The 15,068-nt window shown below is 46.4% G+C and carries 13 protein-coding genes and 1 pseudogene; 8 read left to right on the forward strand and 6 right to left on the reverse strand.

The annotated features are described in order from the left end of the window. Nucleotides 1-81 precede the first annotated feature (81 nt). Nucleotides 82-1,038, reverse strand: a complete 957-nt coding sequence (locus DWY89_RS12145; protein ID WP_118524708.1) for a DUF3878 family protein — start codon at nt 1,036-1,038, stop codon at nt 82-84. Between the two features lie 364 nt (nt 1,039-1,402). Here DWY89_RS12145 and DWY89_RS12150 point away from each other — a divergent pair, with 364 nt between their 5' ends. Then, entirely contained in the window at nt 1,403-1,624 is a 222-nt protein-coding gene (locus tag DWY89_RS12150; protein ID WP_107001272.1) for a DUF1858 domain-containing protein, read from the forward strand. 312 nt (nt 1,625-1,936) lie between these two features. Continuing rightward, complete coding sequence (locus DWY89_RS12155) at nt 1,937-2,893, forward strand: LysR family transcriptional regulator (RefSeq protein ID WP_118523988.1); 957 nt, start codon at nt 1,937-1,939, stop codon at nt 2,891-2,893. A gap of 345 nt (nt 2,894-3,238) precedes the next feature. Here the strand turns inward: DWY89_RS12155 and DWY89_RS12160 are convergent. The 5 genes and pseudogenes from DWY89_RS12160 to DWY89_RS12180 form a co-directional block, all read right to left on the reverse strand. After that, nucleotides 3,239-4,504: pseudogene (locus tag DWY89_RS12160) on the reverse strand (recombinase family protein); the annotation flags it as partial. Between the two features lie 94 nt (nt 4,505-4,598). Further along, nucleotides 4,599-4,790, reverse strand: coding sequence for a hypothetical protein (locus tag DWY89_RS12165; protein ID WP_118467024.1), 192 nt, complete (start codon nt 4,788-4,790; stop codon nt 4,599-4,601). A gap of 70 nt (nt 4,791-4,860) precedes the next feature. Next, complete coding sequence (gene mobV, locus DWY89_RS12170) at nt 4,861-5,802, reverse strand: MobV family relaxase (RefSeq protein WP_118523987.1); 942 nt, start codon at nt 5,800-5,802, stop codon at nt 4,861-4,863. 185 nt (nt 5,803-5,987) lie between these two features. Next, complete coding sequence (locus DWY89_RS12175; RefSeq protein ID WP_118467027.1) at nt 5,988-6,383, reverse strand: replication initiator protein A; 396 nt, start codon at nt 6,381-6,383, stop codon at nt 5,988-5,990. A 111-nt stretch (nt 6,384-6,494) separates the two neighbouring features. Continuing rightward, nucleotides 6,495-6,908, reverse strand: coding sequence for a cysteine-rich VLP domain-containing protein (locus DWY89_RS12180; RefSeq protein WP_117558696.1), 414 nt, complete (start codon nt 6,906-6,908; stop codon nt 6,495-6,497). 331 nt (nt 6,909-7,239) lie between these two features. On the opposite strand from DWY89_RS12180, the gene DWY89_RS12185 reads away from it, so the two are divergent. The 6 genes from DWY89_RS12185 (at nt 7,240) to DWY89_RS12215 (ending at nt 14,912) form a co-directional block, all read left to right on the forward strand. After that, nucleotides 7,240-8,040, forward strand: a complete 801-nt coding sequence (locus tag DWY89_RS12185; RefSeq protein WP_118481993.1) for a helix-turn-helix transcriptional regulator — start codon at nt 7,240-7,242, stop codon at nt 8,038-8,040. A 46-nt stretch (nt 8,041-8,086) separates the two neighbouring features. Further along, nucleotides 8,087-9,559, forward strand: a complete 1,473-nt coding sequence (locus DWY89_RS12190; RefSeq protein ID WP_227589721.1) for a glycoside hydrolase family 3 N-terminal domain-containing protein — start codon at nt 8,087-8,089, stop codon at nt 9,557-9,559. A 733-nt stretch (nt 9,560-10,292) separates the two neighbouring features. Next, nucleotides 10,293-11,222 carry a fumarylacetoacetate hydrolase family protein gene (locus tag DWY89_RS12200; protein WP_117795997.1) on the forward strand — a complete coding sequence of 310 codons (930 nt, stop codon included), beginning with the start codon at nt 10,293-10,295 and terminating at the stop codon, nt 11,220-11,222. A 66-nt stretch (nt 11,223-11,288) separates the two neighbouring features. Continuing rightward, the gene (locus tag DWY89_RS12205; protein WP_107001269.1) at nt 11,289-12,083 is read left to right on the forward strand and encodes an SDR family oxidoreductase; all 795 of its coding nucleotides are present in this window, start codon (nt 11,289-11,291) and stop codon (nt 12,081-12,083) included. A gap of 273 nt (nt 12,084-12,356) precedes the next feature. Further along, nucleotides 12,357-13,604: a dicarboxylate/amino acid:cation symporter gene (locus DWY89_RS12210; RefSeq protein WP_107001268.1), complete on the forward strand. Its 1,248-nt coding sequence runs from the start codon at nt 12,357-12,359 to the stop codon at nt 13,602-13,604. Between the two features lie 129 nt (nt 13,605-13,733). Then, nucleotides 13,734-14,912, forward strand: a complete 1,179-nt coding sequence (locus tag DWY89_RS12215; RefSeq protein WP_107001267.1) for a pyridoxal phosphate-dependent aminotransferase — start codon at nt 13,734-13,736, stop codon at nt 14,910-14,912. Nucleotides 14,913-15,068: the final 156 nt, after the last annotated feature.

A 15,068-nucleotide genomic window follows, 5' to 3' on the forward strand; every position in this document is an offset into this window, starting at 1 on the left:
CCAACCATCATTTTCTTAAAAACAAGGTGAAAACCTGAGAACGGCTTCCAGTGCTGCCGCTCTCAGGTTTTTCACGTCCCACTACGGCTCCTCCCAGGTTTCAATCCGCGCCTTACGGTTCAAAATTCCTTTCTCCCATATCATTAAATGCATCTTAAATTCAATCGAATCCTGCGCTGTCGTAAAGGGTTCTTCACGCAGCAGTTCGGAGCGGATGCCGCGCTTTTCAAGCTCTTTCTGTCTTTTTTTGGCAAGAAGTTCGAGAGCCAGGTGACGGGTCTGCTGGGCTTTTCCGAAGGTGCGGGACGGGTAGGCGGAAGAGGCTTTTTGAAGCTTTCGGGTCAGGAGATCGACTGTCTTGGCATGGGCGTTCCGGTGCAGGAGGCGGGCAATCTGACGGGCGCGGCGCTTGGTGGGGTGCTGCTCATAGTCCTTCAGGCGATGTAGCAGTTTTGGATCACCGGCTTCGACGGCGATGGACTGGAAGACGCGCGAAGCGTCTTCGGTGAGATGCCAGGGATTTTCACGGATGACGCGGTATTTTTCCGGGACCGCCGGGTAGCAGCAGACGTTCAGTGGGGGAAATTCCGCGAGGGAGGCAAGCTCCTGCTCGTTTGCGTTGCAGGAGTTTTCCCCCAGATAGTCGAGTTTGTCGCGCAGGATGGCGATGCGGTATTCGAGCTGGCGGAGGTATTCGTAGCCTTTCATCCAGAAGTGCCCGATCTGACTGTAGTCATAGTAGTGATTTTCGAGAGTCAGATCTTCGAAAAAGAGTGTGACAACCGAGTCTCCCTGATGGACGATCAGGGCATAGCGTTCGTTTTCATCCTGGGTTAAGAGGGCATCGAGTTCGCCCTCGTATGCCGGATCGTAGGTACCGGTCAGGCGGACGTTATGGAAGAGGAGGAAACTTTCGACTGCATCATTCATCAGGTAAACCAGGCGGATCGTGTCGGGAGCAGAAGTGCCGGTTTCCGGGAGAATAAGTTCGAACTGGTTTTCGGATAATAGTAATTCTAACATGGAAAAGGGATCCATTTTATAAAACTCCTTAATGTATAAAAATCAAAATGTTTTCCGACACAGGCAGAAAAACGGAGCCAGTGACTATCGTATTCTCAATACAGGAAAACATAGAACAATCATGGTAATTATAAGAGAAATAAGAAGAGGATGCAAGAGAAGAGCAATGCTGCTGCCGGATTGTACAAAATTTTCAGCTCAGAAAAATTTTTCCAGTGAATCGTAACATTTTCTATGTTTCACAAAAAAAGATAGTAAAACCGCGCGATTCGTGTTAATATAAGAAAGCATAAGAATAATCGCGGTGTTTTTGCAGCGGCGGTGAAAACCGCAAAGCTGCGTAAGAGACTGCAAGTATGAATAGAAAGGAAAATTTATCATGGAAATCACAAAAGCAACCACGATGGGCGAGATGCTTCAGTATGATATGGGTATTGCATATGTTCTGATGGAGGCAGGTATGCACTGTGTTGGCTGTCCGTCTTCGATCGGTGAGTCTCTGGAGGAGGCCTGCATGGTACATGGTCTGAACGCAGACGAGGTTATGGCAAACATCCAGGAGTACCTGAACGCAAAGAAAGAGTCTGAGCAGGCTGAATAATTCAAATTTTAGATTTTAATAAAATTCTGGATAAAAAGACGCTGTGTACGAAGTAATGAGGCTTCAGCATAGCGTCTTTTTCGTTGTTTTATAGGAAAGAACGCCTCATAAAGCAAGAGTGAAAAATGCTCGGATTGTTGTTTAGAGACTGAAAATTGTGTAAAATTAGTATACATTACAGAATTGACGTGATAAAAAGAACTCGTTATAATGGCATAAAAAATATTTTTACTTTTTTTCGGAGAGTGGCTTAAACATATAACCGGACAAAAGATAAAGTAGTACGTAAAGATACAATGGAGGGATGGGAGTATGTTCAGTAAGCGAGAGTATGAATACGTGATGGAAATTGCGAAGGAAGGAAGTTTTTCAAAAGCAGCCCAGAAACTCTATATTTCCCAGCCAGCCCTCAGCGGCGCGATCAAGAAGATAGAGAAGCAGTTATATGGAATCGCTCTCTTTGACCGTAATGTGAACCCGGTGGCACTGACCCCGGCGGGGCAGTATTATCTGGAAAAAACGCGGAAGATATACGAGCTCAGCAATGAGATGGAGCAGCATTTTGCAGAGCTGGCGGGTATCCGTTCCGGTGTGATTAACATCGGAAGCTCCGGATATTTCTGTGCGTATTTTCTTCCGGAGGTGATCCGGGGCTATTGCAGACTGAATCCAAAGTGCCGGATCAACGTGACGGAGACGGATATTTCAGGGATGGATGCTGGGCTTAGAACCGGGCAGTTTGATATCACGATGGATGTCGAGGCACTCGACCCGGAGATGTTTGAGAGTGTGACGCTGGGGTATGAGTATATGATTATGGCGGTTCCTGCTTCCTTTGCTGTGAATGAGAAGCTGAAAGAGTTTCAGATCTCCAGGGAATCAATCCTGGAGCGGAGTTTTCTGGATGAAGCGGTGCGTGCGGTGGACCTTTCCAAAGTCTCGAAAGAACCATTTCTGATGCTGAAAAAGAATCAGGATTCTTATAAAAGGAGTATGGATATCTGCGCCCACGCTGGTTTCGAGCCGAAGGTGATTATGTATTTTGATCAGCTTCAGACTGCCTATAATGTGGCGCGGAGCGGACAGTCCGGTATCATCTTTTTTAGGGATGCACTGCTGAAATACACAGAGAAAACGGAAAAACTCTGTTATTACAAGATTGGCGATCCGCTGGCAAAGCGTGCAATCCTTTTGTCGATGAAGCGCTATCCGGGCGTGGGGGCAACAGTAGATGATTTTATCAAATACATTCTACTGGCTAAAAAATAGTTTAAAATTTCACAAAATACTGATAGGAAATTGCTTATAGTGCCATATTTAAAAATAACTCGGATTTTTAACCAGATAAAATACTGGAGTATATCCCATAGCTGAAAAAATAGAAACTCGGATGCAGAGCCTGGGCGGCGGCTATTCCCATGACTGTGCGAAAGCGATTGCACTGGTGCCGTTTTTCAAGGCTACATATTAAAATAAGTGTTCAAATTCTCAGTGCCATGGACAGGCATAAGGATTCTCCTATGGACATCAAACATACTACTAGAATGATTAACTTATAAAAGCCATAAAGTACAGTTTACAAGGGACTACACAGGGTAGGTATCTGACGGGGGTTGCACCCGTCAGACTGTCCACCAGCTTTTCAATCTCGCTGTCCACATGGGCAAGCTCCACTTGCAGTGCTGCAATTTTCTGGTTTGCCTTTGCCGCTTTCTTTCTGCCTGTCAGAGTCTTGTAGCTTGCCAGTTTCTTTACCATCTGCTGATAAACAACCGCTTCCAGCTCCGAAGTGATGATTTTCCCGCACCCGGCACAGCTTTTATTGTCCAGCCGTTTCGTACAGCGAAGGTATTGCTTGCCGGAGGAATTGAAGATACTCATAAGGGCATACCCTCAGTTCCCGCACTTGATTTTTCCCGCCAGCCATGTATGGGTGGCTTTCCGGGCAGACTGGATTTTCATGTTGTTCATCAGCTTCTTGCGGCAGGTCAGCCAGATGTAAGAGGGGACAATGCCCTCATGGGGAGCCAGTACCAGCATTTGGTCTTTCAAGTCGTTCTTTTTGCTGGGCTTCACATCCCGCCCTTGATACAGATAGCAGCCGTTCATGCCAGTAAAATCGGCAGCGTCATTGACAATGACCGTCCCTTGACTTTTGAAAAACTCATACACATCAAGGTCTGCCTGCACATAGACAGGATTGCGTAACATCTGCGCCAGCGTGGGGCGTATCAGATCTTTGCCATGGAACAAAATCCCCTGTTCGGCAAAGTACCGGGTAATGTCCCCGTAGGAGGTTGTGGGCTGAGCATACATCTCAAACATCAGCCGGATATTTGCCGCTTCGTCTGGATTTACCACCAGCTTTTTTGTATTGATACCGTCCATCTTAATCGGCTCTGTATGGAAGCCGTAAGGGGCTTTCCCACCCATCTTGAAACCTCGCTGGCTGCGGGAATAGTAAGCGTCCGTTACTCGCTTCTGTATGGTTTCCCTCTCAAGCTGGGCGAACACGATACAGATATTTAACATCGCCCGCCCCATCGGGGTGGAGGTATCAAACTTTTCCGTAGAGAACACAAACTCTACATTGTACTGCTGGAACAGCTCCATCATGTTGGCAAAGTCCAGAATGGAACGGCTGATACGGTCGAGCTTGTAAACCACGACCTTTGCAATTAAGCCCCGCTTGATGTCCCGCACCAGTTCTTGAAACTTCGGACGGTCTGTATTCTTGCCGCTGTACCCTTTGTCTGTGTATTCCTTGCAGTTACCGCCTTTCGACTCGTATTTGCAAAATTCAATTTGGCTTTCAATGGAAATGCTGTCCTTTTTGTCTACCGATTGTCTTGCATAGATTGCGTCTATTCGATTATTCATATTGTCGCTCCTTTTCTTAAAAAAGAAACGGAGCTGCTGACACCTTTATTATACCGTCAGCAGCCCCGCAAATCAACGATGGCTTTGGAAAACCTTATGCCCCGGCTTCCTCACTCTGCCGTTTGTCGGCATACTTGCGGAACACCTCATAAAGCTGCTGTTCCAGCTCCCGGCGTTTTGCCGCTTCCTGCTCCGGCGTGAACACCGGGGAGAGATTTTCCAGCGTGATTTCCTTTCTCTGAAAAGTCACGACTTCGGTTTCTTTCTTGTATCTGATATGCTCCATAGTACCTCCGTATTTAATTTTCAAAGTGTAGTGCCGTCATACCGCGGCGTGAAATGTTTTCTGTCATCGATCACCGTTCCCTTGTGTGCCGCTGCTGCCGTTTCAGTTCTGCCAGCACCTCCGGCGGGATACGGTCTACCAGCCGCTGAATGTCTTTCAGCTCGCTTTCCAGCTTTGCCCGTTCCATCGTATCTTTCATCTTGCCTTTTTCGCTGGCTTTGGCTCTGGCTTCCAACTGTTCATTTTCTGCCAAAAGGTCGTTTATCGTGACCTTGTATTTTTTGAACTGTCCGAAGAAGTTCTCCATCTGCGGAAACCACTTTTTCAGCAGGGAGAGGGCTTCCTCTTTCTTCTTTCCGGCATTGAACGGGGTAATACCGTCCAGCGTGGCTTCAATGGCTCTTGCCTGTTTGGAGAGATTGACCGCCTGCTTAAACAAACGGGTGGGGATATGCTTCCTGCCTGTCTTGCTGGCACTTTCCCCACGCTCCAAGTCGGGATATTTCTCCACCATATAGGCGTGAAAATCGTCCTGCCATTTTGTGAGGTTGGCTCTATTCCCAATAATCTCCTTTGCACACAGGCGGTTGTCCTCTGTCAACGGGACAAAGACCAAATGCAGGTGGGGCGTTTTCTCGTCCATGTGTACCACCGCCGACACGATATTTTCTTTCCCTACCCGCCCGATTAAGAAATCAGCCGCCCTCTGGAAAAACGCCTGTATCTCCTTTGGGGATTTTTTCTTGAAAAACTCCGGGCTGGCGGTTATCAGCGTATCGACAAAGCGTGTGCTATCCTTGCGGGTGCGGCATCCGGCTTGTTCAATGCGGCTCTGAATGAAATGGTAATAGCGGCTCTCCGGCTTGACGATATGGAAGTTGTATTTACTCCGGCTTGTGTCAATGTCGGGATTGCTGGCGTACTGTTCCTTTTGCCGTTCGTGATGGGCTTCCAGCGGTCTTGCCGGATTGCCTTTGTGTTCTTCAAATCGCAAGATTGCGTGTTGTGCCATGAAACTCCTTTCCCTATTCCGTTCTTTTCCGGGACTTTTCCACAGGAAAATCCCGCAGAAAATATCTCAGATAGGATAGGAATGGATAAGATATAAATAAAATCGTTTTAATCTCTGTATTTCTATATACCGTCCGGTTTTCGTACTTCAAGAGGATTGATTATCGTACTTGTGGAGTGCGGTTTTCAGTCCTCCGGCGTACCATAACCGGATTTCTTGAAGTCGGTGTTTGGAACCGCTTCATAGGATTTGGGGTAAATGCGGTTGGGTTTTCCACAGCCCTGCTTCTGGATCTCCACCAGTCCGGCATATTGCAGCTCCCTCAGGGTGTTGACCGCCTTCTGCCACCCGCAGTGGAGCAGTTCCACTACCTCATTGATGGGATAGTAGAGGTAAATGCGCCCATATTCGTCCGCCCAGCCGTTTTTCCGGGACAGGTCTGTCCGGCGCAGGATAAAGGCGTACAGTACCTTTGCTTCGTTGGACAGGGGTGTGAATGTGGGGGCTTCAAAGAGGAAATTGGGAAGCCGGATAAAGCTGACCACCTTTTCCGGCTGATGGATATAAATGGTGTTTGTCATATCGTGTTTTGTGGACGGTTAGAAGCCTGTTTCCGGGGGCAGACGGTAGTTTCTATTGCCTACCCCTGTTCTGTGCTTGTAAAGCCTTGTAAATCAAGGACTTTTCAGCCCCTAACTGTCCACACAAGACCTCCTTTTCCGTTCACTTTCTGTTTTCTGCCGCCTGTGAACTCTGGCGGCGCAGTCGGGACAGTATTTCGCCCGGTTGGACTTTGGGACGAACACTCTGCCGCAGACCGCACAGCGTTTTAGCTCCTTATCCCGGAAAACCTCCGCTTCCAGCGTTCCGATTTGCGGCAAGACCGACCAGCGGAACCACTTGCAGCAGACCGAGAAAGAAATGGTCTGGGGGCAGGCGTGGATGTCTCCATCGTCAAGGAACATACAGTTCCCGTCCTCATAACAGCAGCACTCCCGGCGGATCAGGGCGTTTGCCTGTTTCCTCTGTGTCGGTGTCATGCGGTAAAGGGAGCCGTCCGGCTTGCGCTCTATGGGCGGCAGTTGTTTATATGGGTTCTCTCTCATGTGTTCCCTCCATTTTTCCTTTGCCGTTCTCCCCGAAAAGGCTTCCTGCCCCATTCCTGCGGCGTGTTCCAGCGTTGGCACGCTCCCCGGACTTCGGGACATTTTGTCCCGAAGTGGCTCGTTGCGGTGCTTCCCCTGCCGGGGTATTCCTTTTCGGATGGTCATTCATTTTTCAAGGTGCAGTTCATCGATGAACTACCCTAAGTCTACACGAAAAAAATGCAATTCCCGGAATCTTGCGAGAATTGCATTTTAGGGCAATATTCAATTTCAAAATTGCAGTTCTGCAATTTTCTTGTATAATGGGAAATAGGAAAAGGAGGTGCTGTGTATGGCTTTACCCGGAACACCCGGACAAAGGATTTCTGATTTGTGCAACGGCAATCATATTTCTCAAAAGCAACTTGCGGAGAAGATAGGCGTATCTGCTTCCCAGTTGAGCCGCATTGTCAGTGGGGAAACAAAGACGGTCAGCAGCGATATTCTCATAGGCGTGGCAAAGGAATTTAAGGTATCAACGGACTACATATTAGGCTTGTCCACCTTGAGTGTCCGTAAAAGTTATGATATTTCTGAATTAGGATTGTCCGAGGGAGCTGTGAGAGGGCTTGTGGCAGGTACAGTCGATGTGCAAATCCTTAACCGTCTGTTGGAACACAGGAACTTCCCGAAACTGATGGATTTGATACGGATTTATTTTCAAGACACAGCGGCAAAGGGTATCATGGCACGAAATCAGCTGATTGAACTGGAAACGGCTTCCTTGTCCGATCTGATGAAAGAACACCCGGAACATCGGGCAGAAGCAAAACAGGATTTGCAACTTCTGAACGCACAGAAGATGGGAGAACATGAAGCGGAAATTGAAAAAATCAAGAATGTATTTCTTGCTATCCTGCGAGATATTAAGAAAGATATGGACAACAGAGAACAGCCAGGAGAAGCTGTGACCACCGCTATGTTCCAAACCATGCAGGAAACCATGAAAGACCACCAGCAGGAGCTGCTTTCTATGGACGATGTAACTGCTATGATTGCCGGACAGATTGGGAAGTTTCTTCCGATGGACGAGGAAACGGCGGAACAGTTCCGGCAGTTGGCAAAGAGGATGATGGAGCAGGTAGGAAAATAATTGCAGAAAAATATATGTAGTTTTATAAAACAATCAGGAGGATTACATGAGACGGGTAAAAAAAGAAAAAAGGAATAAAGTGCTTATTTTTAGTGTGATTATCTTGCTTCTTGTATGTGCAGGCATTGCGATAGCCAGTTTGCATAAAGTAAATAATATTTTGTTGGAAAACTCGTCTGAGGCAACAATAGAAATTATTGGAAATTCAAGTACAACTGAACCTGCACAAGAGCTTCGAGGAACTGTAAAAGATGCAACAATGAATACTCTAACTGTTCAAGGTGAGGATAATCGTGAATATTATTTTGGAACAGAAGGTGTAAATATTTCAACTGGTGAGACAGGAATAGTGATTGGGAATCCAGTGACAGTTTCATATCATGGCAAATTGGATTTGAATGCATCTGTACAAGAGGTTGAATTACTTTCCATTACGGTTACGGATTCCAGTTTGAATACCGAAAATCCTGAACCAACAACTGGTGAAACAGAGCCAAGTCCCCCTTCTGCTTCCGTGACACAGAAAGCACAAGAAATTCTAAATGCAATGACGCTGGAAGAAAAAGTTGGACAGATGTTTATTGCACGCTGTCCCGAAATAAATAGCGTACAGAAGGTAAAGGAGTATAATCTTGGAGGTTATATTCTTTTTAGCCGAGACTTTTCTGGAAAAACAAGAGATGAAATTATCCAGAATATTCAAAGTTACCAAAGTGCAGCAAAAATCCCCATGTTTATCGGAGTAGATGAAGAAGGAGGCACTGTCAACCGTGTTAGCACAAACCCTAATTTGCGAGCTGTGCCTTTCTGGTCCCCTCAAGAACTCTATGCTGAAGGTGGCTTTGATTTGATTCAAAGTGACACACAAGAAAAATGTGAATTATTGAATAGTTTGGGGATTAATTTGAACTTTGCCCCAATCTGCGATGTTTCGCAAAATCCAGAGGATTTTATTTATGACCGGAGTTTTGGACAGAACGCAGAGCAAACTGCCGCTTATGTCCACTTAGTTGTGCAAACCATGTTTCAAGAAGGTATGGGGAGCGTCCTAAAGCATTTCCCCGGGTACGGAAATAATGTGGATACACATACAGGTATTGCTTATGATAATCGCACCTATGAAACATTTTTGAACTCAGATTTCTTGCCGTTTCAAGCAGGAATTGATTCTGGAGCCAATATGGTATTAGTTTCTCATAATGTGGTATCCTGCATGGATAGTCAAACCCCTGCTTCGCTGTCTTCACAGGTACACAAAATCCTGCGGGAAGAATTAAAATTTACTGGAGTTATTATTACAGATGACTTAGCTATGGATGGTGTGCGCAATTTTGCAGAAGACACAAAAATTGCAGTTCAAGCTGTGAAGGCAGGAAATGATATGTTATGCTGCACAGATTTTGAGGTGCAAATTCCAGCCATACTTGAAGCAGTCAAACAGGGAGAAATTACAGAGGAACGAATCGATGAATCTGTTTTACGCATATTAGAATTAAAAATTTCACTTGGGATAATATAAAGGTTTATTTACAAATAGTCTAAAATTTCAGTTTTTACGGGAGTGTGTCCACAAGTTCGGTGTAGAACGAGGAACGGGGACTTTCATATACGCCCTGTCTGCTGATGAAACCAGTCCTGCGCTTGCGGCTCCACGTCACGCAATCACAACCCTGTTTTCCTGCTGCTTCAAACGCCTTTGCCCTCCCCGGCGGCAACCTTATTTTCGCAGCAACGCCGACAGAGCGTATAACACACTACACTTTGCAAGCAAAGTCGTGTGCCAAGGGGCAAGCCCCTTTGGAAACCCCGGACAACAAAACAGGCTGAATATCTCGCACTTTCCCGGTGCTTGATACTCAGCCTTTATTTGTTGTCAGCAGCCCCCGTTTCGTGGTCTGCGTGTAGTTCCTTGTAAACTGGCCTAATAAAACGATTATATATATTTAAAATCATACGTCTGGAACAGGCATTTCCACTTCCTCCAACCACAAGGAAAGCCTGTATCCAGGCGTATTTTCGCTTATTAGGGAAGGTCAAGTATCATTTTAGACACGTTATGGTCCATAACCATTTACCTATACGTCCATATTCGAAAGAGAGTTGGAACATTTTTGGTGGGAATGGTAAAGTAATGTCAGAAAGAAACAGAGAGCTTCAAGAGGTTGGGTTTCAGACGCTGAAACAAAATGAAAAGAAACAGACAAATAGAACTTCTGAAGAAGCAATCTCTGACAGATAAAGGAGGAAACCATATGAGATTTGCAACTATCAAAGTGAACGGAACAGAAAAAGCCGGTATCGTCTTAAAGAATGGAGTGCTTCCGATTGAGGCACTGAATGCAGCAAAGGGAACTGCATGGGCCGAGGATGTCATGAGTCTCATCCAGAAGCAGCAGATTCCGGGACTGACAAAATGGTATAACGCAGGCGGCAAGGAAGAGCTGGAAAGTATTCCGGGACTGGTTCCGAGCGAGAAAGTTGTATACGGACCGCTCTACCGCAACCCGAAACGTATCTTTGGTATCGGCCTTAACTATGTAGACCATGCCGGAGACATCGGTTCTGCAGCTCCGAAGGGATTTCCGGGAAGCTTCTTCAAACAGGCAGACACCCTGATTGGTCCGGACGATGAAATCCTGCTTCCGAAGTTGAAAGAAGCACAGAAAACCACCGCAGAGGCAGAGCTTGGAATCATCATGGGCAAGGATTGCAGAGATATATCCGAAGAAAACTGGCAGGATGCCATCGTCGGTTACACCACCATCCTTGATATGACTGAGGAATCCATCTTAAAGGGAAATGATTATGTAAGCGGCAACCCGAGATATTTAACCATCGTAAAGAACTTCCCGACCTTCTTCTCCTTCGGTCCGGAGCTTGTAACCCCGGATGAGGTACCGGATGTCAATGAACTTCTGGTCCAGAGTGTTCACAACGGTGAAGTTCATGCAGAAAACGTAGTAGCAAACATGACCCACAGACCGCCGCGTCTGGTATCCCTGCACAGCAGCATCCAGGGCTGGTACGCCGGAGACATCCTTTCCACCGGAACACCGAGAGCGTTCCACATCCAGGATGGCGATGTAGCAGAGTGCCGTATCACCGGACCGGACGGATTCGAGATGACACCACTTGTAAACCCGGTTGTTGACTTAAAAAAACATCCGGAAAAGGAAGTGTAGGAAAATAAAAAATTCAAACAGAACATTCAAATCATTTTATATATTCATTTTACAGGAGGTAACAGTATGGATTTAGGATTAAAAGACAAGGTAGTTCTCTGTATGGCATCAGCAGCCGGACTTGGCAAGGGAATTGCAACCGAGATGGCAAGAGAAGGTGCAAAGGTTATGATTTGTACCGCAGAACCGTTTAAAGATCAGCTTCTGGAAGCACAGGCTGAGATTGAGAAAGAAACCGGAAACCGTCCGGAGACCTTCCTCTGCGATGTTAACAAGGCGGAGGACATCGAGGCACTTGTAAAACACACCGTTGAAACACTGGGCGATATCTACGCACTCGTAAATATGTGTCCGGGTCCGAAGCCGGGACCGTTCGTAAGCTTTGATGATGCGGCATGGGAGGGCGCTTTTGAGATGTGCCTGCTCTCCTACGTAAGAACCATCCGTGCGGTACTCCCGTCCATGAAACGTCTCGGCGGCGGCCGTATCGTAAACTCAACTTCTTCTTCCGTTAAGGACTGCCTGGACAACCTGATTCTTTCCAATACCATGAGAATGGGCGTTGTCGGCATGAGCAAGACCCTGGCGAGTGAGGTCGGCAAAGACAATATCTTAGTCAATGTCATTGGACCAGGTCGTATCGGCACCGCAAGAATTGAGAATCTGAACAAGATGCGTGCAGACAAGGCTGGCATCAGCGTAGCAGATTACGAGAAGGAAGACCTGAAGAAGTTCCCGATGGGACGCTACGGCACCATCGATGAATACGGACGTCTGGCTACATGGCTGTGCTCCGAGGCGAATACATACGTATCTGGTCAGACCATCCTGTTAGACGGTGCGATGACAAGAGCATACTAATTGCAAAACATGGCAAAGATGCATTTCCGGAATGCAGGACATCCGGAAGAGTTCACGGAAGGCATGTTTTGCAGGTGAATTGGGAAATTTACCCGGAACTGCAGATACCTCTCTCCCGGAGGACATTTGGGGAAATGAAATCTGGGAGAGAATATAGCATAGAGGAGGTTGTTTAAAGCAGGCACTTTTGAAATAGAAAGTGCTGTGAAACAACATGGTGGTCACATATGTGTGAACAGTAAGTGAGGGTATTGCATAAGAAGGGGAATATTCATGAAAGAAAAAAAGAAATTGAGCTTGGCGACAAAGACGTTCATCGGTTTTGGCCTTGGTATTGTCATCGGACTCGTATTTGGAGAAAAAGCAACCATTGTAAAACCTCTGGGAACCATCTTTTTAAATATGATTAAAATGATTGTCGTTCCGATGGTATTCTTTTCCATCACAGCGGGAGTCGCGAGCTTAGGAGACTTGAAAAAGCTTCGGAACATTGGCGTGAAGGTGGTTGGACTGTATGCGCTGACATCTGCACTCTGTGTAGGATTAGGGCTTATCATGGCAAACATCATCAATCCAGGAAAAGGATTTGATTTAACCGCGTTATCACAATCGACTGATTATGAGGCGCAGGCGATGCCGAGTATCATTGATACGTTAATCGATATGTTCCCATCCAACATTTTCACTTCTTTTACCAACACAAATATGCTGCAGATTATCGTATTTTCGGTATTCTTAGGCGTAGCACTTATCATGATGGGAAAAGAGGGGGAACGCCTTTTAGCAGGTGTACAGAGCTGTGCCAATGCAATGTATAAAATCACAGCTATTGTTATGGAGTTTTCTCCGATTGGTGTATGTGCACTGTTAGCAGATTCAGTTGGTGCATATGGTCTGAAAATCTTTGGACCGCTCGGAAAGCTGATTCTCACGGTTTATGCTTCCGATGTAATCCTTGTTTTACTGATGTATATTCCGATGGTAGCGCTTCTGGCAAAGTTCCCGGTAAAGAAATGGCTGCAGGGTATCTGGAAAGTATGGGTTGTAACGGCCAGCACCACCAGCAGCAGCGGTTCTCTTCCGATCACAACCTCTGTTACGAATGATGAGTTTGGCGTATCTTCCGAGTTATCATCGTTCTCCCTGCCGCTTGGCGCAACCATCAACATGAATGGTGGATGTATCTACTATGCAGCAGCTATCGTAATGACGGCACAGATTTATGGAATGAACCTGACACCGTCCGCATTGGTAAACATTATTATTTCTACTGTATTAGTAGCTATGGGCTGTCCGGGTGTTCCGGGAGGCGCGATCATCATGACCACGATTCTTCTGACGAACATGGGACTTCCGCTGGAGATTGTAGGTCTGATTGCCGGTATCTTCCGACTGATTGATATGGCAAATACAACCTTTAACGTAACCGGTGATGTGGTAACTACCATGGTAGTAGCACGCAGCGAGGGCATGATGCATACGCTGGGAACTGGTGCGGAAACCGAGACGAAGGCAGCGTAAGGGCTGGAGAACAGAAAAACGGAATTCCGGCCGGCTACCAGGAAAAATAAAATATTCTTGGAAAAGTGTCAGCAGATGCGGACCAATGAGAATCTGAGAGTATATGCAGAATGAAAAGGAGATTTTATTATGGATAAATTATTCGCAAAAAGAATGGATGAACTGGTTCCGTCTGGAATCCGTAAAGTAAACGAAAAGGCGCTGGCAATGGAGCGCGCAGGAGAGACGGTCATTCACTTTGAGTTAGGGCGTCCGGATTTCGATACACCGGAATACATCAAGAATGCCTGCATCGAGGATATCAAAAAAGGCGATGTATTCTATACTTCCAACTTTGGTACCATGGAGCTGCGGGAGGCGATTGCCTGGAAATTAAAGACGCAGAACAATGTAGAGTACAAACCGACTGAGATCATCGTCAGTGTAGGTCTTTCCGAGGCAGTTTTTGATGTCATGGCAGCAATTCTCGACGAGGGCGATGAGGTTCTGGTTCCGAATCCGGGCTGGTTAAACTACTTAAATGTTCCGAAGCTTCTGGGCGCGGTTCCGATTACCTATACATTGAAAGAGGAGAATGATTACCAGATTGATCTGGATGAGATTCGTGCAAAGGTTACCCCACGGACCAAGGCACTCGTTCTTATCACTCCGAGCAATCCGACCGGCGGTGTGCTGGCAGAGGATGTGCTGAAAGAACTGGCAGAGATTGCTGTGAAGAACGATATCATGATTATATCAGATGAGGTATATGAGAGACTGTTATACGATGATGCAAAACACATCAGCATCGCCTCTCTTCCGGGCATGAAGGAGAGAACCATCACATTAAACGGCTTCTCCAAAGCATACTCCATGACCGGCTGGCGTCTCGGCTACGCAGCCTGCAGCGAAGAGATTGTCAAGACTGTCAATAAGCTGCATCAGCACGTGGTTACCTGTGCAAGTTCCTTCGTACAGAAAGCCGGCGTCGTAGCGCTGAAAGAAGAGAAGAACGAAGTAGCAGACATGGTAAAAGAGTATCAGAGACGCCGCGACTATGCAGTTAAAGCAATCAACGAGATCGACGGACTGAGCTGCCGTTGCCCGAAGGGTGCATTCTACATCTTCATCAACATCGAAAAGCTTGGCATGAGCGGCCAGGAATTTGCTCCGCTGCTTCTTGAAAATGCCAAGGTAGCAATGGTACCGGGCGATGTATTCGGAAGCGAAGGCGACCACTATATCCGTATGTCCTTTGCAAACAGCTATGAGAATGTTGTTGAGGGATGCAAGAGACTGAAGGAATTTGTGGAGAAGATTCGTAAGTAAAAGTTACTTAAAAAATTTGCTTTACGAATTGAAAGACCGAGTGAATGGTCGGAATCTGGATAAGGAAGAATAGTAGAATAAAAATTCTTCAAATGTTAAATAAATTCGACCAAGAAATGATAGAAAAATATGAAATAAAACACAGGCAGCTTCGAC

It is taken from the genome of Clostridium sp. AF27-5AA (assembly GCF_003478415.1).
In the GTDB taxonomy this organism is placed as follows: domain Bacteria; phylum Bacillota; class Clostridia; order Lachnospirales; family Lachnospiraceae; genus Otoolea; species Otoolea fessa.

Bases quoted from the DNA above. Each gene is read 5' to 3' on its own strand.
- DWY89_RS12215 (WP_107001267.1), top strand. From the start codon at position 13,734: ATGGATAAATTATTCGCAAAAAGAATGGATGAACTGGTTCCGTCTGGA.
- DWY89_RS12165 (WP_118467024.1), bottom strand. From the start codon at position 4,790: ATGGAGCATATCAGATACAAGAAAGAAACCGAAGTCGTGACTTTTCAG.
- DWY89_RS12155 (WP_118523988.1), top strand. From the start codon at position 1,937: ATGTTCAGTAAGCGAGAGTATGAATACGTGATGGAAATTGCGAAGGAA.
- DWY89_RS12210 (WP_107001268.1), top strand. From the start codon at position 12,357: ATGAAAGAAAAAAAGAAATTGAGCTTGGCGACAAAGACGTTCATCGGT.
- DWY89_RS12190 (WP_227589721.1), top strand. From the start codon at position 8,087: ATGAGACGGGTAAAAAAAGAAAAAAGGAATAAAGTGCTTATTTTTAGT.
- DWY89_RS12200 (WP_117795997.1), top strand. From the start codon at position 10,293: ATGAGATTTGCAACTATCAAAGTGAACGGAACAGAAAAAGCCGGTATC.
- DWY89_RS12185 (WP_118481993.1), top strand. From the start codon at position 7,240: ATGGCTTTACCCGGAACACCCGGACAAAGGATTTCTGATTTGTGCAAC.
- DWY89_RS12150 (WP_107001272.1), top strand. From the start codon at position 1,403: ATGGAAATCACAAAAGCAACCACGATGGGCGAGATGCTTCAGTATGAT.
- DWY89_RS12145 (WP_118524708.1), bottom strand. From the start codon at position 1,038: ATGGATCCCTTTTCCATGTTAGAATTACTATTATCCGAAAACCAGTTC.
- DWY89_RS12175 (WP_118467027.1), bottom strand. From the start codon at position 6,383: ATGACAAACACCATTTATATCCATCAGCCGGAAAAGGTGGTCAGCTTT.
- DWY89_RS12205 (WP_107001269.1), top strand. From the start codon at position 11,289: ATGGATTTAGGATTAAAAGACAAGGTAGTTCTCTGTATGGCATCAGCA.
- mobV (WP_118523987.1), bottom strand. From the start codon at position 5,802: ATGGCACAACACGCAATCTTGCGATTTGAAGAACACAAAGGCAATCCG.
- DWY89_RS12180 (WP_117558696.1), bottom strand. From the start codon at position 6,908: ATGAGAGAGAACCCATATAAACAACTGCCGCCCATAGAGCGCAAGCCG.